This window comes from Kitasatospora sp. NPDC048194 (genome assembly GCF_043202455.1).
Classification (GTDB): domain Bacteria; phylum Actinomycetota; class Actinomycetes; order Streptomycetales; family Streptomycetaceae; genus Kitasatospora.
Map to the genome: position 1 here is coordinate 532090 of NZ_JBIDAK010000001.1, position 20698 is coordinate 552787.

Annotated in this window: 13 protein-coding genes; all 13 read left to right on the top strand. The window is 74.0% G+C overall.

What is annotated here, in order from left to right; all coding sequences use genetic code 11:
* The first annotated feature begins 62 nt into the window (after positions 1-62).
* The 13 genes from gatC (at position 63) to ACGF07_RS02495 (ending at position 20678) form a co-directional block, all read left to right on the top strand.
* The gene (gatC, locus tag ACGF07_RS02435) at positions 63-359 is read left to right on the top strand and encodes an Asp-tRNA(Asn)/Glu-tRNA(Gln) amidotransferase subunit GatC (protein WP_030057414.1); all 297 of its coding nucleotides are present in this window, start codon (positions 63-65) and stop codon (positions 357-359) included.
* 5 nt (positions 360-364) lie between these two features.
* On the top strand, positions 365-1873 hold the full coding sequence (gene gatA / locus ACGF07_RS02440; RefSeq protein WP_350743204.1) for an Asp-tRNA(Asn)/Glu-tRNA(Gln) amidotransferase subunit GatA: 1509 nt from the start codon (positions 365-367) through the stop codon (positions 1871-1873).
* On the top strand, positions 1870-2130 hold the full coding sequence (locus ACGF07_RS02445; RefSeq protein WP_350743202.1) for a hypothetical protein: 261 nt from the start codon (positions 1870-1872) through the stop codon (positions 2128-2130). The genes gatA and ACGF07_RS02445 overlap by 4 nt, the downstream gene beginning before the upstream one ends.
* Before the next feature lie 86 nt (positions 2131-2216).
* Positions 2217-3728 carry an Asp-tRNA(Asn)/Glu-tRNA(Gln) amidotransferase subunit GatB gene (gatB, locus tag ACGF07_RS02450; RefSeq protein ID WP_392894664.1) on the top strand — a complete coding sequence of 504 codons (1512 nt, stop codon included), beginning with the start codon at positions 2217-2219 and terminating at the stop codon, positions 3726-3728.
* Between the two features lie 283 nt (positions 3729-4011).
* A complete protein-coding gene (locus ACGF07_RS02455; RefSeq protein ID WP_392894666.1) occupies positions 4012-4170 on the top strand; it encodes a hypothetical protein in 159 nt (52 codons plus the stop codon).
* A gap of 134 nt (positions 4171-4304) precedes the next feature.
* Positions 4305-7352 (top strand): helix-turn-helix transcriptional regulator, encoded by a 3048-nt coding sequence (locus ACGF07_RS02460; RefSeq protein ID WP_392894668.1) that lies wholly within the window; start codon positions 4305-4307, stop codon positions 7350-7352.
* 375 nt (positions 7353-7727) lie between these two features.
* Positions 7728-10784 (top strand): putative bifunctional diguanylate cyclase/phosphodiesterase, encoded by a 3057-nt coding sequence (locus tag ACGF07_RS02465; protein ID WP_392894669.1) that lies wholly within the window; start codon positions 7728-7730, stop codon positions 10782-10784.
* Positions 10785-11115: 331 nt separating this feature from the next.
* Positions 11116-12969 (top strand): acetolactate synthase large subunit, encoded by a 1854-nt coding sequence (locus tag ACGF07_RS02470; RefSeq protein WP_350744927.1) that lies wholly within the window; start codon positions 11116-11118, stop codon positions 12967-12969.
* A gap of 179 nt (positions 12970-13148) precedes the next feature.
* Positions 13149-13673, top strand: a complete 525-nt coding sequence (gene ilvN, locus ACGF07_RS02475; protein WP_350744929.1) for an acetolactate synthase small subunit — start codon at positions 13149-13151, stop codon at positions 13671-13673.
* Between the two features lie 102 nt (positions 13674-13775).
* The gene (gene ilvC / locus ACGF07_RS02480) at positions 13776-14774 is read left to right on the top strand and encodes a ketol-acid reductoisomerase (protein WP_097236149.1); all 999 of its coding nucleotides are present in this window, start codon (positions 13776-13778) and stop codon (positions 14772-14774) included.
* A 243-nt stretch (positions 14775-15017) separates the two neighbouring features.
* Positions 15018-16598: a phosphoglycerate dehydrogenase gene (gene serA, locus ACGF07_RS02485; RefSeq protein WP_350744938.1), complete on the top strand. Its 1581-nt coding sequence runs from the start codon at positions 15018-15020 to the stop codon at positions 16596-16598.
* Positions 16599-16930: 332 nt separating this feature from the next.
* Complete coding sequence (locus ACGF07_RS02490) at positions 16931-17089, top strand: hypothetical protein (RefSeq protein ID WP_350744932.1); 159 nt, start codon at positions 16931-16933, stop codon at positions 17087-17089.
* Positions 17090-17321: 232 nt separating this feature from the next.
* Positions 17322-20678: a S8 family serine peptidase gene (locus tag ACGF07_RS02495; RefSeq protein WP_392894671.1), complete on the top strand. Its 3357-nt coding sequence runs from the start codon at positions 17322-17324 to the stop codon at positions 20676-20678.
* Positions 20679-20698 lie beyond the last annotated feature (20 nt).

The window sequence follows — 20698 nt, forward strand, 5'->3', positions numbered from 1 at the left end:
CGGGCCCGGCACCGCCGCAGGCATCGCCGGGCCTCACCAGAACTCACCCTGAGGATCGCTGCATGCCTGGCATCACGCGCGAGGAGGTCGCCCACCTCGCCCGGCTGTCGCGTCTTGAGCTGAAGCCCGAAGAGCTGGACCACTTCGCCGAGCAGCTCGACGTGATCATCGGCGCGGTCGCCCGCGTTTCCGAGGTCGCCGGACAGGACGTCCCGCCGACCTCCCACCCGCTGCCGCTGACCAACGTCATGCGCGCGGACGAGGTCCGGCCGTCGCTCACGCCGGAGCAGGCGCTGTCGGGCGCCCCCGCCGCCGAGGAGCAGCGTTTCCGTGTGCCGCAGATCCTCGGGGAGGACTGACCGAGATGACCGAGCAGAGCCCCACTTCGATCATCAAGTGGACCGCCGCCGAGACCGCCGCCGCCATCGCCGGGGGCGAGGTGTCCGCCGTCGAGGTCGCCCAGGCGCACCTGGACCGCATCGAGGCCGTCGACAAGAAGGTCAACGCCTTCCTGCACGTCGACACCGAGGGCGCGCTGAACGCCGCCCGGGCCGTCGACGAGAAGCGCGCCAAGGGCGCGGAGCTGGGCCCGCTGGCCGGTGTCCCGCTCGCGCTGAAGGACGTCTTCACCACCAAGGGCATCCCGACCACGTGCGGGTCGAAGATGCTCGAGGGCTGGATCCCGCCGTACGACGCCACGCTGACCACGCGTCTCAAGGACGCCGGCGTCGTCATCCTCGGCAAGACCAACATGGACGAGTTCGCGATGGGCTCCTCCACCGAGAACTCCGCCTACGGCCCGACCGGCAACCCGTGGGACCTCACCCGCATCCCCGGCGGCTCCGGCGGCGGTTCGGCCGCCGCGCTGGCCGCCTTCGAGGCCCCGCTGGCGATCGGCACCGACACCGGCGGCTCGATCCGCCAGCCGGGCGCCGTCACCGGCACCGTCGGCGTCAAGCCGACCTACGGCTCGGTGTCCCGCTACGGCCTGGTCGCCTTCTCCAGCAGCCTGGACCAGGGCGGCCCGTGCGCCCGCACCGTGCTGGACGCGGCCCTGCTGCACGAGGCCATCGCCGGGCACGACCCGCTGGACTCCACCTCGATCGACGCGCCCGTCCCGGCCGTCGTCGAGGCCGCCAAGCTGCGCGACGTGCGCGGCATGCGGATCGGCGTGGTCAAGGAGTTCGCCGGCGAGGGCTACCAGGCCGGCGTGATGCAGCGCTTCGACGAGTCGGTGGAGCTGCTGCGCGAGCTGGGCGCCGAGGTCGTCGAGGTCTCCTGCCCGTCCTTCACCCTGGCGCTGCCGGCGTACTACCTGATCGCGCCGTCGGAGTGCTCCTCCAACCTGGCCCGCTTCGACGCCATGCGCTACGGCCTGCGGGTCGGCGACGACGGCACCCGTTCGGCCGAGGAGGTCACCGCGCTGACCCGCGAGGCCGGCTTCGGCGACGAGGTCAAGCGCCGCATCATCCTGGGCACCTACGCCCTGTCCTCGGGCTACTACGACGCCTACTACGGCTCGGCCCAGAAGGTCCGCACGCTGATCTCGCGCGACTTCGACGCCGCCTTCGCCGGGGTGGACGTGCTGGTCTCGCCGACCACGCCGACCACCGCCTTCCCGATCGGCGAGCGCGCCGACGACCCGATGGCGATGTACCTGGCCGACCTGTGCACGATTCCGTCGAACCTGGCGGGCAACGCGGCCATGTCGCTGCCGGTCGGCCTGGCGCCGGAGGACAATCTCCCGGTCGGCCTGCAGATCATCGCACCCGCGATGGCGGACGACCGCCTGTACCGCGTGGGCGGCGCCGTCGAGGCCGCACTCAACGACAAGTGGGGGCACACCCTGCTGGAGGAGGTACCGGCACTGTGAGCAAGATCGAGAAGGCCAAGGCCCAGTCCGCTTCGCTGAAGGGCTGGAAGCACAGCAAGCCCGGCCTCTGGCTGTCCATCGGCACGAGCGCCTTCGGCGCGGTCTCCATCGTCAAGGACGCCCGGAAGGCCCGCGAGGAGAACGACACCCTCAAGCTGGTCAACGCCCTGGTCGGCGCCGCCGCGCTGATCACCGGCACCGCCCTGCTGGTGCGGGAGCTGCGCCGGCTGGGCTCCGACGACGTGCTGCTGGGCTGAGCCGAGCCGAGTGCCCCGGCCCGGCCCCGCGCGACGCGGCGGCCGGGCCCGTACCTCCCGAGTCTTCAGAATTGAGAAGGGACGCTGTGAGCGTCATGAACCTGGTCTCCTACGAGGACGCTCTCGCGTCGTACGACCCGGTGATGGGCCTTGAGGTCCACGTCGAGCTCGGTACCAAGACCAAGATGTTCTGCGGTTGCTCGACCGAGCTGGGCGCCGAGCCGAACAGCCAGACCTGCCCGACCTGCCTGGGCCTGCCGGGCTCCCTGCCGGTGGTCAACGCGGTGGGCGTGGAGTCGGCGGTCAAGATCGGCCTGGCGCTGAACTGCGAGATCGCCGAGTGGTGCCGGTTCGCGCGGAAGAACTACTTCTACCCGGACATGCCCAAGAACTTCCAGACCTCGCAGTACGACGAGCCGATCGCCTTCAACGGCTACCTCGACGTGCAGCTGGAGGACGGCTCGACCTTCCGCGTGGAGATCGAGCGCGCCCACATGGAGGAGGACACCGGCAAGTCCAGCCACGTCGGTGGCGCGACCGGCCGCATCCACGGCGCCACCCACTCGCTGCTCGACTACAACCGGGCCGGCATCCCGCTGATCGAGATCGTCACCAAGCCGATCACCGGCGCCGGTGAGCGCGCCCCCGAGGTTGCCAAGGCGTACGTCGCCGAGCTGCGCGAGGTCATCCGCTCGCTGGGCGTCTCCGAGGCCCGGATGGACAAGGGCCAGATGCGCTGCGACGTCAACCTGTCGCTGCGCCCGAACGGCACCGAGACCTTCGGCACCCGCTCGGAGACCAAGAACGTCAACTCGCTGCGCAGCGTCGAGCGGGCCGCCCGGTACGAGATCCGGCGGCACGCGACGGTGCTCTCCGACGGCGGCAGCATCGTCCAGGAGACCCGCCACTTCCACGAGGACGACGGCACCACCACCTCGGGCCGGATCAAGGACAACGCCGAGGACTACCGCTACTTCCCCGAGCCGGACCTGGTGCCGGTGGCCCCCGCCCGCGAGTGGGTCGAGGAGCTGCGCGCCGCCCTGCCGGAGCTGCCCCGGGTGCGCCGGGCCCGGCTGCAGGCCGAGTGGGGCCTGTCCGACAAGGACATGCAGGCGGTGCTCAACGCCGGTGCGGTGGAGCCGATCCAGGAGACCATCGCGGCCGGTGCCCCGGCCGACCAGGCCCGCAAGTGGTGGATGGGCGAGTTGGCCCGCCGCGCCAACGAGACCGGCACCGAGCTGACCGAGCAGCCGATCACCCCGGCGCAGGTCGCCCGGGTCGCCGCGCTGGTCGGCGAGGGCAAGCTGAACGACAAGCTGGCCCGCCAGGTCATCGAGGGCGTGCTGGCCGGCGAGGGCGAGCCGGACGAGGTCGTGGAGAAGCGCGGCCTGGCCGTGGTCTCGGACGACTCCGCGCTCGCCGCGGCCGTCGACCAGGCCATCGCCGAGAACGAGGCGATCGCGGCCAAGATCCGCGACGGCAAGGTCCAGGCGGTGGGCGCGCTGGTCGGCGCGGTCATGAAGGCCACCCGCGGGCAGGCGGACGCCGCCCGCGTGAAGGACCTGATCCTGGAGCGGCTCGGCGTGGAAGGGCAGTAGTCCCCCGGCCCGCCCGGAGCGGCGGGGCTCCGGCTGAGGCTCCGCCTAGGCCGTGCGCCCTGCGTTCCTAAGGAAACTAAGGCATCTAAGGCCCCTAAGTAAGGTCTAAGGCCCGGTCTCACCTCCGTATAGGGGTGAGGCCGGGCCTCAAACCTTTCTCCGGGCCTGATCTAAGGCATCCGGGCCCCCGAAGATCCGGCACGCTCCCGATGCGGCACCCCCGTCTGGGAGAGGAAGCTCTTACCCGACAGCGAAACGCAGTGACCACACAGGGGGAACCGAAGTGATCGAGTACGAGATCATCCAGCAGCAGGCCCACGAGCTCGAGGCCCGCGCCGAGCACGAGCGCCTGGTGCGCGAGGCCAAGCTGGCGAGCCGTTGGCGCCGCCGTCCGGTCGCCGCCCGCTTCCAGCGGCGCCCCGTGCGTCAGCCCGAGTGCTGACGGACCGGCACCGCGGCGGTGCCCAGGGAGTTCCGGAGGGGGAGGCGCTGCAGGGGAGCGCCTCCCCCTCCGGGCGTTCGCGGCGGGAGATAACCCCTCCTCCCGCCGCCACCGGCTATGGCATGCTCGCCTCCATGCAGCAGATATCGGTCAGTCCCGTCTTCGTCGGCCGCGGCAGCGAGATCACCGAACTGACCGACGCGCTGCGGCGGGCGGGCACCGGCAGCCCCCAGGCCGTCCTCATCGGCGGCGAGGCGGGCGTCGGCAAGACCCGGCTGCTGGAGGAGTTCCTGCACCGGGCCTGCGGCACCGGAGCGGTCACCACGCTCGGCAGCTGTCTGGAGGTCGGCGCCGAGGGCCTGCCCTACGCGCCGCTGGCCGCCGCGCTGCGCCGGCTGCACCGCTCGCTCGGCGCCGAACTGGAGGCAGCCGCGGCCGGCAGCGAGGGGCACCTCGCCCGGCTGCTCTCCGAGTTCGGCGAGACGGACGGCGAACCCAACGACGAGTACGGCCGGGCCCGGCTGTTCGAGCACACTGCGAGACTGTTCGAACGGCTCGGCGCGGAGCGCACCCTCGTCCTCGCCGTCGAGGACCTGCACTGGTCCGACCGCTCCACCCGCGAGCTGCTGGCCTTCCTGGTGCGCACCCTGCACCGCTCCCGGGTGCTGCTGGTCGCCACCTACCGCACCGACGACCTGCACCGCCGCCACCCGCTGCGGCCCTTCCTCGCCGAGCTCGAACGGCTGCGCACCGTCCAGCGGTTGGAGCTGGAGCGGTTCGGCCGCCGGGAGGTCGCCGCCCAGTTGGCCGGCATCCTCGGCACCGCCGACCCCGACCGCCAGCTGGTGGACCGCATCCACCGGCGCTCGGAGGGCAACCCGTTCTTCGTCGAGGAGCTGGCCACCGCCTTCCAGGACGGCTGCGGCGCCGGGCTGACCGACTCGCTGCGGGACATCCTGCTGGTCCGGGTCGAGGGACTCTGCGAGGAGGCCCAGCGGGTGGTGCGGATCGCCGCCGAGGGCGGCTCCCACGTCGAGCACGCGCTGCTGGCCGCCGTGCTGGAGGACGACGAGGAGGAGCTGATCGAGGCGCTGCGGGCGGCCGTGGGGGCCAACATCCTGCGCCCGGACAGCGAGGGCGACGGCTACCGGTTCCGCCACGCGCTGGTCCGCGAGGCGGTCTCGGACGACCTGCTGCCCGGTGAACGGCACCGGATCAACCGCAAGTTCGCGCTCGCCGTGGAGGCGCGGCCGCACCTCGTCCCCGGCGACGCGCTGCCCGCCCGGCTGGCCAACTACTGGTACCAGGCGCACGATCCCGCCCGGGCCCTGCCGACCGCCCTGGAGGCCGCCCGCGCGGCCCGCCGCCGCAACGCCTTCGCCGAGCAGCTCGGCATGCTGGAACGCGCCCTGGAGCTGTGGGACATGGTCTCCGAGGAGGTGCTGGCGCACACCCTGCGCCCGTACGACTGGGCCGAGACCTACCCGCCCGGCGCCTGCGACCAGGCCCCCGCCGACGGGGACTGCGACCGCATCCAGCTGGTCGACGTGCTGGCCGAGGCGGTGGTCGCGGCCCGGCGCTGCGGGGACCGCGAGCGCGGCCTGAGCCTGGCCAAGCGCGGGATCCGGCTGGTCGACGAGTCCGAGCACCCGGCGCGCGCGGCCTGGTTCCGGATCAACCGGGCCCGGATGCTGGGAAGCCTGCGCCGCTCCGGGGACGACGAGGAGATCGCCCGCGCGCACCGGCTGGTCGAGCACCTGCCGCCGTCCGCCGTGCAGGCCGAGGTGTTCGCGATGGCCGCCGCGACGGCGCTGCTCAAGACGGCGGGCCCGGAACACATCGCGTTGGCCGAGCGGGCGATCGGGATCGCCCGGCAGGTCGGCGCGCACGCGGTCGAGGTGCACGCCCGGATGACCCTCGGCGGCCTGCGCCACGGCGTGCAGGGCGATGCCGAGGGCGGGCTCGCCGAACTGGTCGCGGCGGTCGAGGCGGCCCGCGGACTGGGCGTACCGGACCTCCTGCTGCGCGGCCTCAACAACCTGGCCAGCGTGCAGCGCGAGCTGGGCCGGGCCGAGGAGGCCGTCCGGCTGGCCCGGGAGGGCCTGGACTTCGCGGACGGCAACGGTCTGCTGCGCAACATCGGCACGATGCTCACCGGCAACCTGGTCGAGGCGCTGCTCGACCTCGGGCGGACGCAGGAGGCCGCCGAGGTGCTCTCCGCCTGCGAGCTGACCAGTCTGAGCGGCACCCACGCCGAGTTCCTGGACCGGCTGCGCGGCGAACTCGCCCTGCTGGAGGGGGACCTGCCCGCCGCCGCGGCCATGCTGGCGCAGGCCCGGGCGGCCAACCGGGTCGGCCAGGCGCAGCACAGCGTGCCGATCGGCCGGCTGGCGCTGCGGATCGCCGCGTACGGCGGGCGGCCGCTGGAGGCCCGGGCCGAACTGCTCGCCGCGCTGGCCGGGGACGGGCGGGTCGGCCACGATGCCGACGTCTACCCGCTGCTGGTGGAAGCCGCCGGGGCGGAGGCGGACAGCCGCGGCCTGCCGGAGGCCGAGGAGGGGCGGGCCGGGGCGCTGGCCGCGATCGCCGCGGCGGCCGCCGAACTGCGCCCCCGGGTGCCGCTGCACCACGGCTGGGCCCGGCTGCTGGACGCCGAACTGTCCCGCGCCCGGGGCTCGGACACGCCCGGGCAGTGGGCGGAGGCGGTCACCGTGCTGCGGGAGGCCGGGCTGCCGTACCCGCTGGCACTCGCCCTGCTGCGGGCCGGTGAGGCCGAGGTGCACGCCGGGCGGCGCGAGGCGGCGGCCGAACTGCTGCGCGAGGCGGCCGAACTGGCGGCCGGTCGGAGCGACCGGGTGCTGGGGGCGCGGATCGGCGCCCTGGCCGAGCGGGCCGGGCTGAACCTGGCCCCCGCGGGACAGCCGGCCGCCGCACCCGCGCCGACCGGGGCTCCGGGGGAGTCCTTCGGCCTCACCCCCCGTGAGCGGGACGTGCTCCGATTGCTCGCGCGCGGCTGGACCAACCGGCAGATCGCCGAGGAGCTGTACATCTCTCCGAAGACCGCAAGCGTGCACGTGTCCAACATCCTCGGCAAGCTCGGGGTGGGCGGTCGCGGCGAGGCGGGCGCGCTGGCCCACCGGCTGCGGCTGTTCCCGGACGATCTGGCCCCGGTCGGCCGCTGAAACCGCAGGTCGCCGCAGGTGCCCGGAGCGGCGGCGACCGGGCCGGGCAGGGGGGCCGAGCGCCGTCGCGTGCTCCCGTGCGCGCCGCGTGAGCCCCTGCCCGCGCGCCGCCGCCAACCGAGCCGATCCGTCGGAATCCGGTGCACCCACCCACCCCCGCGCCATTACTCTAAGTTGAATGCGCGTGTCGTTGAGTGACGGAATTGGTGTAGGGTCCCGACCGGGAGCATCGGTGCGGTGCGGCGCCCGGAAGGCCGCTCACCCCCTGGGCCGCCGTCCTGACGGCGCGCCAGGTCACCGCGTACGGCCGAGATGTGCGCGGCCGGTGGCCCGTGGTCGGGGCACCGGGCCCCGGGCCGGAGGGGGAGAGGCCGAGTGAGCTCCACCGACACGGTGCTGCCCGGGGCCGGACGGCCGGACGTACCGCCCGCCGACACGTCCGCCCCCGAACCACCGGAACCCGCCGCGCGCGGCCCGCTGCACCGGCTCCTGGAGAGCCGCACGCTGCCCGGCCTCGCCCTGGGCGGGCTCTGCCTGGCCTACGCGCTGGGTGCCGCCGCGGGCTGGGGCTCGCGCCAGCTCTCCATCTTCATGGGCGACTTCGGCCTGGCCGCGGCGGCCCTGGCGGCCGCGCTGTCCTGCCTGGTGTACGGCTGCACGGTCGGCGGCCACGCCCGCCCCGCCTGGCTGCTGTTCGGCCTCTCCTCGCTCACCGTCGCCTTCGGCAACGGCACCTGGGGATGGTACGAGCTGGTCGAACGCACCGCGCTGCCGCCCGACTCGCTCGCCGCGTACGTCTTCCTGCTGTTCGCCCCGCTCGCCATCACCGGCGTCCTGGTGCTCGCCCAGCGCCCGCGCTCGGCGGCCGGCTGGCTCTGCCTGCTGCTCGACGGCTGGCTGATCGCCGGCTCGCTGTTCACCCTCAGCTGGAGCCTGGCGCTCGGCCGGATCGCGGCCGGCGAGGCCGGCTCCCCGCTGCGCATCGCCCTCAGCCTGGCCTACCCGGTGCTGGACATCCTGCTGGTCAGCCTCGTCGTCGGCCTGCGCTTCGGCGGCCGGGACGGCAACCGGGCGGCCGTGCACACCGCGATGCTGGCCCTCGCCGTCACCGTGCTGTGCGACGCCCTGTTCACCTCCCCGCAGCTGCGCAGCACCTACCACTCCGGCGAACTGCTGGACGCCGGCTGGTTCTCCGGCAGCCTGCTGCTCGCCTGGGCGCCGTGGTCGCAGCGCTGGCGGCGGCCGCTGCGCGAGCACCCCTCGGCCGGCGGCCTGCCGCGCCGCCGGGTGGCCACCACCTTCAGCGCGATCACCCCGTACGCGGCGGCCGCGGTGTGCACCGCAGGGATCCTCTACAACGCGCTCGGCGGGCGCCAGCTGGACCGGGTGGTGGCCGCGGCCGCCTGCACCGTCGGGCTGGCGCTGATCCTCCGGCAGGGCGTGATGCTGCTGGACAACCTGTCGCTGGCGCAGGAACTCGCCCACAAGGAGGCGCACTTCCGCTCCCTGGTGCAGGGCTCCAGCGACGTCATCATGATCGCCGGGGCCAACGGCGTGCTCTCGTACGTCTCCCCGGCCGCGCTCGGCGTCTACGGGCGGGACCCGGAGGAACTGGTCGGCGGCAACCTGCTGGACCTCGTCCACCCGGAGGACGTCGACCGGGTGCTCTCCGAGGTCCGCCGCTACCTCGCGCGGGTGCGGCTCACCGCCCACCGCACCCCGGGCACCGCCGAGCCCTCGGCCCGGGTGGAGTGCCGGATCAGCTCCGGCGCCGGCGAGTGGCTGCACGTCGAGTCGACGGTCAGCCGGCACCGGGACGGCCTGCTGCTCAACAGCCGGGACGTCACCGAACGCGTCATGCTCCAGGCCCAGCTCCAGCACAACGCCTTCCACGACCCGCTCACCGACCTGCCCAACCGGGCGCTGTTCACCCAGCGGCTGCGCGGCGCCCTCGGCGCGCGCGGCCAGCAGGGCGAGACGGGCGCCGGGATCGCCGTGCTCTTCCTCGACCTGGACGGCTTCAAGGCGGTCAACGACTCCGCCGGCCACCAGGTCGGCGACGAACTGCTGGTGCAGGCCGCCCGCCGGCTGCAGGGCGCGGTGCGCAGCGGGGACACCGTCGCCCGGTTCGGCGGCGACGAGTTCGCCGCGCTGGTGTGCGGACCGCTCGGCCGGCTCCAGGTCCAGGAGCTGGCGGAACGGCTGCGGGTCGCGCTCTCCGCGCCCTACTGGATCAGCGGCGCCGAACTCGGCGTCGCCGCGAGCATCGGGATCGCCTTCGGCACCCCCGAGCGGGGTCCGGCCGCCGACCCCAGGGCCGCCGCCGACGAGCTGATGCGCAACGCCGACCTCGCGATGTACCGGGCCAAGTCCGAGGGCAAGGGCCGGGTGGTGCTCTACAGCCCCGCCATGCGGGCCGACCTCGAGCGCCGCACCGAACTGGAGGAGCGGCTGCGGATCGCCGTCCGGGAGGGTGGCTTCACCCTGCTGCACCAGCCGGTGGTGGACCTCGGCAGCGGCACGGTGGTCTCCGTGGAGGCGCAGGCCCGCTGGCGGTCGGCGGGCGGCCTGCTGCTGACCCCGGCCGAGTTCCTGCGCTCGGCCGAGCACGGCGACGCGGCCACCCGGTTCTCCCGCTGGCTGGTGCACGAGGCGGTGGCGGCGGCCGCCGACCGGCGGGCCCTGTCCGGCCGGGACCGCGGCGGCACCGCGCCCGTCCCGGTGGCGGTGCGGCTGTCCGTCGAGCGGCTGTGCTCGCCCGGCCTGTACGAGACGGTGGCCGCGGCGCTGCGCGACAGCGGTCTGCCGGCCGGCGAGCTGGTGATCGAGGTGGCCCGGATGGGCCCGGACGGGCTCGCCGACGAACTGGGCCGCCGGCTGGCCGCGCTGCGGCGGCTCGGGGTGTCCACCTGGCTGGCCGGCTACGGCGCCGGGAGCGGCTCGCTGGGCGCGCTCGCCAGGCTGCCCTTCGACGGGCTCAAGCTGGACCGCTCGCTGGTGCAGGGCCTCGGCGAGTCCGCGCTCAGCAGAACCCTGGCCGGGCACGCACTGCGGCTCGGCCGGGACCTCGGGATGACCACCGCCGCGGAGGGGGTGGACCTGCCCCGCCAGCTCCACGCGCTCCAGGAGCTGGGCTGCCGCCAGGCGCAGGGATCGGCCTTCGCGCCGTCGCTGGACGAGACCCGGCTGCGCCGGGCGCTGGCCCGGCGCGGCTACCCGCTGCCCAAGCCGCAGGGCCCGCTCCCCGGCCGTCGCGGCCACGCGGCCGCGGACCCCCGGACGGGTGGCCGTCCGGACGCCCCGGCAGGCCGTGGCGTAGATCACCAAGGAGCCCCCCAGCCGCACCGCGGGGCGTGTGACCTGCCGGAACGCCGGGCCGTGGCCGGTCCAGGGCTCGGTCCGCATGGCGAGACGGTCATCCCACCTGCTTGACATGCCACCCCGGGCAGGAGGATGGTCGTTGCCATGCGCACCCGAATTCTCGTACTTGGCGGGCGCGTCGGCTGAGTGGGCTCGCACGCCCTGCTCGTGACAGACCGACGCGCCACCCCTCGCATGCCCTTGGGCACGAGGGGTTTTTTGTTGCACTGACGCTGTTCCCCTCCCGCAAGACCCCTGGCCCGACCGCCCCACGACGTCCGATTAGTCGGATTCGCGCGGGACGATTGAGGCAGAGCCGGCGATCGGCCCGGACCGGGACCCCACCCTCGCAGCACCGGGGCCCGCAGCACCGGACCGGCAAAACCCGAGAAGAGACAGGCAGATGACTGAGCACGCCGCATCCCCCCGCCGCGGGGACAACCCGGCCGCCCACGCTCCCGCGCCCCAGCACGTCGCCGAGACCATGACCGGAGCCCAGTCGCTCATCCGCTCGCTTGAGGCCGTGGGAGCGGACACCGTCTTCGGCATCCCGGGCGGGGCCATCCTGCCCGCGTACGACCCGCTGATGGACTCCACCAAGGTGCGCCACATCCTGGTCCGGCACGAGCAGGGCGCCGGCCACGCCGCCACCGGCTACGCCCAGGCCACCGGCCGCGTCGGGGTCTGCATGGCCACCTCCGGGCCGGGTGCGACCAACCTGGTCACCCCGATCGCCGACGCCTACATGGACTCCGTCCCGCTGGTCGCGATCACCGGCCAGGTGTCCTCCAAGGCGATCGGCACGGACGCCTTCCAGGAGGCGGACATCTGCGGCATCACGATGCCGATCACCAAGCACAACTACCTGGTCACCGACCCGGCCGAGATCCCCCGGGTGATCGCCGAGGCCTTCCACATCGCCGCGACCGGCCGCCCCGGCCCCGTCCTGGTCGACATCGCCAAGGACGCCCTGCAGGCCACCACCACCTTCCGCTGGCCGGTCGAGGCCGCGCTGCCGGGCTACCGCCCGGTCACCAAGCCGCACGCCAAGCAGATCCGGGAGGCCGCGAAGCTGCTGGTCGGCGCGAAGCGCCCGGTGCTCTACGTCGGCGGCGGCGTGATCAAGGCGCAGGCCACCGCCGAGCTGCGGATCCTCGCCGAGCTGACCGGCGCCCCGGTCGTCACCACCCTGATGGCCCTCGGCGCCTTCCCGGACAGCCACCCGCAGCACCTGGGCATGCCCGGCATGCACGGTTCCGTCCCGGCCGTCACCGCGCTGCAGAAGTCGGACCTGCTGTTCACCCTGGGCGCCCGCTTCGACGACCGGGTCACCGGCAAGCTGGACAGCTTCGCGCCGTACGCCAAGGTCGTCCACGCGGACATCGACCCGGCCGAGATCGGCAAGAACCGCCCGGCGGACGTGCCGATCGTCGGCGACGCCCGCGAGGTGCTGGCCGACCTGATCGTCGCCGTCCAGGCCGAGTTCGACGCCGGCCACAAGGGCGACTACGCGGACTGGTGGGAGAAGCTCGACGAGTGGAAGCGCACCTACCCGCTGGGCTACGAGCCGGCCCCCGGCGGCGAGCTCTCCCCGCAGCAGGTCATCGAGCGGATCGGCCAACTCGTCGGCTCCGACGCGATCTACGCCGCGGGCGTCGGCCAGCACCAGATGTGGAGCTCGCAGTACATCCGTTTCGAGAAGCCCGGCACCTGGCTCAACTCCGGCGGCGCCGGCACCATGGGCTACGCCGTCCCGGCGGCGATGGGCGCCAAGGCCGGCCGCCCGGACACGCCGGTCTGGGCGATCGACGGCGACGGCTGCTTCCAGATGACCAACCAGGAACTCGTGACCTGCGCCCTGAACGGCCTGCCGATCAAGGTCGCGGTCATCAACAACGGTTCGCTGGGCATGGTCCGGCAGTGGCAGACGCTGTTCTACAACCAGCGCTACTCCAACACCGTGCTGCACTCCGGCCCGGACCACGACGGCATCGAGCCGCCGGCCCAGGGCACCCGGATCCCCGACTTCGTCCTGCTGTCCGAGGCGATGGGCTGCGTCGGCCTGCGCTGCGAGCGCCCCGAGGACCTGGACGCGGTCATCAAGCAGGCGATGGAGATCAACGACCGTCCGGTCGTCATCGACTTCATCGTCCACCAGGACGCCATGGTCTGGCCGATGGTCGCGGCCGGGACCAGCAACGACGAGATCCAGTTCGCCAAGGGCGTCCGGCCCGACTTCGGCGACGACCTCGACTGATCCGGCCGCCCGCCCGTCGCCCACCGCCACCCTTCTTGGGACCGGCTACGCCGGACACCCGCCCGTCGCCCACCGCCACCCTTCTTGGGACCGGCTACGCCGGACACCCGCCCGTCGCCCACCGCCACCCTTCTTGGGACCGGCTACGCCGGACACCCTCTGTGCGACTGAGGAACCACATGTCCAAGCACACCCTCTCCGTCCTGGTCGAGAACAAGCCCGGCGTGCTCGCCCGCATCGCCTCGCTGTTCTCCCGTCGGGGCTTCAACATCGACTCCCTCGCCGTCGGCCCGACCGAGCACCCGGACGTGTCCCGGATGACGATCGTGGTCAACGTCGAGGACCTCCCGCTGGAACAGGTCACCAAGCAGCTCAACAAGCTCGTGAACGTGATAAAGATCGTCGAACTCGACCAGTCCGCTGCGATCCAGCGGGAACTGGTCCTGGTGAAGGTCCGCGCCGACAACGAGACGCGGTCGCAGATCGTCGAGATCGTCCAGCTGTTCCGGGCCAAGACCGTCGACGTGTCACCCGAAGCGGTGACGATCGAGGCCACCGGCAGCTCGGACAAGCTGGAGGCCATGCTCCGGATGCTGGAGCCGTACGGCATCAAGGAGTTGGTCCAGTCCGGCCTGGTCGCCATCGGCCGCGGCGCCCGCTCCATCACGGACCGGTCACTGCGCGCCCTCGACCGCAGCGCGTAAACGGCGCCGTCCCAAACCCCGAGCAAAGACCCCACACCCCGCCCGGTGCGCCTACCGTAGGACCCGCGCACCAGGCGACAACACGCAAGGAGATGTGCCCCCGTGGCCGAGCTGTTCTACGAAGACGACGCCGACCTGTCCATCATCCAGGGCCGCAAGGTCGCGGTCATCGGCTACGGCAGCCAGGGCCACGCCCACGCGCTGTCCCTGCGCGACTCCGGCGCCGACGTCCGGGTCGGCCTGAAGCCGGAGTCCAAGTCCCGCGCCAAGGCCGAGGAGGCCGGGCTGCGCGTGGTCACCCCCGCCGAGGCGGCGGCCGAGGCCGACGTCATCATGATCCTGGTGCCGGACCCGATCCAGGCCGACGTCTACGAGGCCGACATCGCCCCGCACCTGAAGGCCGGCGACGCCCTGTTCTTCGGCCACGGCCTGAACATCCGCTTCGGCTTCATCAAGCCCCCGGCGGACGTCGACGTCTGCATGGTCGCCCCGAAGGGCCCGGGCCACCTGGTCCGCCGCCAGTACGAGGAGGGCCGCGGCGTCCCCGCGATCGTCGCGGTCGAGCAGGACGCCTCGGGCAACGCCTTCGCCCTGGCGCTGTCGTACGCCAAGGGCCTGGGCGCCACCAAGGCCGGCGTCATCAAGACCACCTTCACCGAGGAGACCGAGACCGACCTGTTCGGCGAGCAGGCCGTCCTCTGCGGTGGCACCGCCGCCCTGGTGAAGGCCGGGTTCGAGACCCTGGTCGAGGCCGGCTACCAGCCGGAGATCGCCTACTTCGAGTGCCTGCACGAGCTGAAGCTGATCGTCGACCTGATGTACGAGGGCGGCCTGGAGAAGATGCGCTGGTCGGTCTCCGAGACCGCCGAGTGGGGCGACTACGTCACCGGCCCGCGCATCATCACCGACGCCACCAAGGCCGAGATGAAGAAGGTCCTCGCCGAGATCCAGGACGGCACCTTCGCCAACACCTGGATCGCCGAGTACAAGGCGGGCCTGCCGAAGTACAACGAGTACAAGAAGGCCGACGAGGACCACCTGCTGGAGACCACCGGCAAGAAGCTGCGCTCGCTGATGAGCTGGGTCAACGAGAAGGCCTGACCCCTTTCCGGGCCGGTCCGTTCCGCAACTTCCTTGTACAAGTAGGCTGCTCCCGTCCGGGTGATTTCGCCGGACGGGAGCAGCCTGGTACCGGGCCCGTCGATACACTCCGAGTGCGCGTCAGGCTCACAGCGTCGTGCGTCTACCTACGCGGCATGCCACCTTCCCCGCCCTCCACGCCACCTACGTGCGCCGGGGAACCGGACAGTTAAGGACAACACTGTCGTGAGCACTGCGACCACTGTGAAATCCGGCGTCGTCCTGATCGCCGAAGAGCTTTCGCCCGCCACCGTCGACGCCCTCGGCCCGGACTTCGAGATCCGCCACTGCAACGGCGCCGACCGCACCGAGCTGCTCACCGCGATCGCCGACGTGGACGCGATCCTGATCCGCTCCGCCACCAAGGTCGACGCCGAGGCGCTGGCCGCCGCCCGCAAGCTGAAGGTGGTGGCCCGGGCCGGCGTCGGCCTGGACAACGTCGACGTCTCCGCCGCCACCAAGGCCGGCGTGATGGTCGTCAACGCGCCGACCTCCAACATCGTCACCGCCGCGGAGCTGGCCTGCGGCCTGCTGATCTCCGTCGCCCGCAACATCGCCCCGGCCAACGCGGCGCTCAAGGGCGGCGAGTGGAAGCGCAACAAGTACACCGGCGTGGAGCTGAGCGAGAAGACCCTCGGCGTGGTCGGCCTCGGCCGGATCGGCGTCCTGGTCGCGCAGCGGATGTCCGCGTTCGGGATGAAGATCGTCGCGTACGACCCCTACATCCAGGCCGCCCGCGCCGCGCAGATGGGCGTCAAGCTGGTCTCGCTGGAGGAGCTGCTGGAGGTCTCGGACTTCATCACCGTCCACCTCCCCAAGACCCCGGAGACCATCGGCCTGATCGGCGACGAGGCGCTGCACAAGGTCAAGCCGACCGTGCGGATCGTCAACGCCGCCCGCGGCGGCATCGTGGACGAGGAGGCGCTCGCCAGCGCCCTGCGCGAGGGCCGGGTGGCCGGCGCGGGCCTGGACGTGTACGCCAAGGAGCCGTGCACCGACTCGCCGCTGTTCGCCTTCGACAACGTGGTGGCCACCCCGCACCTGGGCGCCTCCACCGACGAGGCGCAGGAGAAGGCCGGCATCGCCGTCGCCCGGTCGGTGCGGCTCGCGCTGGCCGGTGAGCTGGTGCCGGACGCCGTCAACGTCCAGGGCGGCGTGATCGCCGAGGACGTGCGGCCGGGTCTGCCGCTGGCCGAGAGGCTCGGCCGGATCTTCACCGCGCTGGCCGGCGAGGTGGCCGTCCGGCTGGACGTCGAGGTCCGCGGCGAGATCACCCAGCACGACGTGAAGGTGCTCGAACTGTCGGCGCTGAAGGGCGTGTTCGAGGACGTGGTGGCGGAGACGGTGTCCTACGTCAACGCCCCGCTGTTCGCCCAGGAGCGCGGCGTCGAGGTGCGGCTGACCACCTCCAGCGAGAGCCCCGAGCACCGCAACGTGATCACCGTGCGCGGCACCCTCGCGAACGGCGAGGAGATCGCGATCTCCGGCACGCTGTCCGGTCCGAAGCAGATCCAGAAGATCGTCGGCGTGGACGCCTTCGACGTGGACGTGGCGCTCACCGACCACATGGCCTTCTTCAAGTACGAGGACCGCCCCGGCGTGGTCGGCGTGCTCGGCCGCCACCTGGGCGACGCGGGCGTCAACATCGCGGGCATGCAGGTCGCCCGGGACGGCGGCAGCGCGCTCGCCTCCCTCACGGTGGACAGCGAGATCCCGCACGACGTGCTGGCGGCCATCGCCGCCGAGATCGGCGCGCGCTTCGCGCGCTCGGTCGACCTGGGCTGACGCCCACGGCCCAGCAGGGCCCGGACCGCCGTTCCGACGGCGGTCCGGGCCCTGTTGCGTGCTCCCCGGCGGTCGCCGTCTCAGATACTAGGAAATCCGAGTATTCGTGCAGACACGGCCGGGGCGGGGCCTTACGGTGGAAGAGCCATACGGTGTGCCGCACCTGTAGCCAGGGTCCGCGGCCCGTGTGCACGTGCGCCCTCCGGGCAGGCGACCCCTGCCCCGCGCTCCCACCGCCGCCCGCCGCCGCCCCGCCCGGGGCGTGCCGCGCGGCACCCGTCGAGCCTCCCTTCGCGCTCGCCCCGCGCAGCGCCGCTTCCAAGGAGCCCGGTATGTCCCCCACCGCTGACCGCCGCACCACTCCCGCCCCCGCCGCCCCCGTCCGCGCCGTGCGCCGCCGCCGGGCCGCCGAGCGCAACCCCTTCGCCGCCGCCGCCCTGCAGCGCGCCCTCGACCGCCGGGACAACGGCGGCGTGACCGGCCACCACTGACCGGCCGCCACTGACCTGCCGACCGGTGGCGTTCATCGGCCTACTAGGCCGGTCGGGCTGACGGCGGGTCACTCCGACGGGTGCAACTGGAGCCCGTCCGGGGGAAGTTGCTCGCCCCCGCCGGCGCGATCATCCTAATTTGGGGCCCCCGGAAGGGTGATCGACGTCCGCGCGGGCGGGCGTCAGCGACACGCTGCGCGGATCAGTCCCCCCGGCCGGGGGAGAGGGCCCAGTGCGTCTGCCACCCGTTCGCCGACCGATCGCCCCGATCGGCCTCACCCTGGTCCTGCTGGCGGCGGCGTTCGTGCCCAGCAGTGCCGCGTTCGCCGCCGCCCCGGCGGCCGGCGCCCCGTCCACCGCGGGGCCGCCGGGCCGGGGCCGCACCGCCTCCGTCCTGCTGGAACTCACCACCGAGGCGGCCGGCCCCGCCTGGCAGCGCGCCGCCGACACCGCCCGGCGGGCCCAGCGCACGCCGGAGGCCGTCCGCGCGGAGGCCGCCGGCGCCGGAGCCGCCCAGCGGCGCCGGGCCGGGGACGCCCTCGACCGGCTCGCCGACGCCGTCCACCGAACCGCGCCCGCCGCCCGCGAGCTCTACCGCACCCGCACCCTGCTCACCGGCCTCGCCGTCAGCGCGCCCGCCGAGCGGCTGCCCGCGCTGCGGGCGCTGCCCGGCGTCCGGGCCGTCCACCCGATCGTCAACAAGCAGCGCGACAACGCCTACTCCGTCCCGCTGACCGGTGCCCCGAAGGTGTGGGAGGGCGACGCCGCCCTCACCGGGAACACCGGCCGGGGCGTCCGGATCGGGATCATCGACAGCGGCATCGACTACACCCACGCCGACTTCGGCGGCCCCGGCACCGAGCAGGCCTTCCGGTCGGTCGAACGCGGCAAGCCCGCGCCGGCCGCCCTGTTCCCGAGCGCCAAGGTGGTCGGCGGCAAGGACCTGGTCGGCGACGACTACAACCCCGACCCGTCCTCCCCGCAGTACCAGCCCGTCCCGCACCCCAGCGACAACCCGATCGACTGCGTGCGCAACGGGCACGGCACCCACGTCGCCGGGACGGCGGCCGGGTACGGCGTCACCGCCGACGGCCGTCCGTACACCGGCCCCTACCGGGCCGGACTCGACCCGGCCGCCTTCAAGGTCGGCCCCGGCGCCGCCCCCGGCGCGCAGCTGTACGCGATCCGGGTGTTCGGCTGCGACGGCGCCACCGACCGGCTCGCCCAGGCGCTCGACCTGGCCGCCGACCCGAACGGCGACGGCGACCTCGGGGACCGGCTCGACGTGGTCAACCTGTCGCTCGGCAGCCGCTTCGGCAGCCCCGACGACACCGACGCGCTGGCCGTCGACCAGCTCGCCGCGCTCGGCACCGTGGTGGTCGCGGCGGCCGGCAACGAGGGCGACGTGTACGGCGTCGGCGGCAGCCCCGGCACCGCCGCCCGGGCCGTCACCGTCGCCGCCTCCGTGCACGGGCACGCCGACGTCGACGGCATCACCGTGCTGGCCCCCGCCGCGCTCGCCGGGGTCGTCCCCGGCCACTGGAGCGAGCGCTACCGGGGCTGGTCCACTGCCGACGTGAGCGGCGCGCTCGCCGTGCCCGCCGACCAGGCGGACGGCTGCACGGCCTTCAGCGAGGCGGACCGGCAGCGGCTGAAGGGCAGGATCGCCCTGCTGACCTGGCACACCGCCGACGCCGACCGGGCCTGCAACTCCGGCCCGCGCGCCGACCACGCCGCCGACGCCGGGGCGGTCGGCGCGCTGTACGCCGCCGACAGCGACCATCTGGCCGAGATCTCCGGCAACGACCGGATCCCGGTCGTGCTGCTCGCCCGCGCCGACGGCGAGCGGCTGCTGAAGGCCGCCGCCGCCGGGGACGTCCGGGTCCGGCTCGCGGCGCCCGGCAACCCGCTGCACGGCTCCGTCGCCCAGAACCAACCCTCCCGGGCCGACACCCTCACCGACTTCAGCTCCCGGGGCATCGGCGTGCCGGGCGTGGTCAAGCCCGACCTCGCGGCCCCCGGCGAGACCATCTGGTCCGCGCTGGTCGGCAGCGGCAGCGGCGGCCAGCGGGAGAACGGCACCTCGATGGCCGCCCCGCACGTGGCCGGGCTGGCGGCACTCGTGCGCGCCGCCCACCCGGACTGGCCGGTCGAGCAGGTCAAGGCCGCGCTGATGAACACCAGCACCGACACCTGGCTCGGCGACGACCACACCGGGCCGGTCTACGGACCCGAGCGCACCGGCGCCGGCCGGGCCCGGGGCGACGCGGCGGTCCGCACCCCGGTGGTCGCCTACGCGGCGGGGGAGGGCGCCGAGCCGGGCAGCGTCGGGGTCTCCTTCGGCCCGGTCGCCGTCGGCGGCCCGACGGCGCTCGGGCGGCAGATCGAGCTGCGCAACCACTCGGCGTCCACGCTGAGCTACCGCACCGGCTACGCGCCGGCGACCCGACTGCCCGGGGCCTCCTACCTGGTGACGCCCGCCCAGGTGGACGTCCCGGCGGGCGGCACCGCGCGGGTGACGGTGACGCTGTCCGTCCCGGGCGCGCTGGGGCGCGTGCCGGACCCGACCATCGACACCCGGCAGGGCGGCAAGGCGCGCAGCTACCGGGGCGAGCTCTCCGGGCAGGTGCTGTTCAGCCCGGTCGGCGACGCCGCCCTGCCGCAGCTGCGGGTCCCGGTGTTCGCCGCCCCGCGGCCCGCCGGCGACCTCACGGCGACGGCCACCGCCCGCACCGCCCGGGGCGGCACGCTGGTCGCCCTCGGCGGCAGCGCGGCGCCCGGCGAGCGGCCCGGGCTGGTCACCGCCCTCGCGCTCGGCGGCGAGGCCGCCCGCTGGCCCGACTGCCCGCCGGGCGGCGGCACGGCCGTCGGTGCCGGCTCCGGCGTCCGGCCCGAGAGCGAGGCGCAGTCGGCCGACCAGCCGCAGGACGTCTGCGTCGAGCACCCCGGCGACCGGGCCGCCAACCTGCGGGCGGTGGGCGCGACCGCCGACGCCGACCAGCTGTACGTGGGCGTGCGGCTGTGGGCGCCGGCCGCGACGCCGGTCGGGCTGTACGGCACCCGGGTGTCGCTGGACACCGACGGGGACGGCGCCACCGACGTCCTCCTGGTGGCCGACCGGCTGCGCGGCAGCGACGTGCTGGTCTCCCGGGCCCTGGACGCCCGCACCGGCGCCGAGCTCGACGTCCAGCCGCTCAACGCCCACTGGGGCGACACCGACACCGAACTGCTGGACAGCGACGTGCTGGTGCTGCCCGTCCGGCTGAGCGCGCTGCCGGGCGTCAGGCCCGGCCGCAGCACCGTCCGCTACGGGGTCTGGACCGGCCTGGCGACCCCCGACCGGCCCGACCCGGCCGACGCCTACTCCGCCATCGGCCTGCGCGGCACCCGCCCGACCGTACCGCTGGACGTCCTGCACCCGGCCCTCGCCGCCCGGACCGGTCTCGACGGCCCCGCCGCCGTCCTCGCGCCGGCCGGCCCGGGCACCGTCCTCACCGTGCAGCGGGCGCCGGGCGACACCTCCCGGCTCCTGCTGCTGCACCACCTCAACCCGGCGGACCGCAGGGGCCAGGTGCTCACCCTGCCCTGACCCCCGGCCCGGCGAACCCG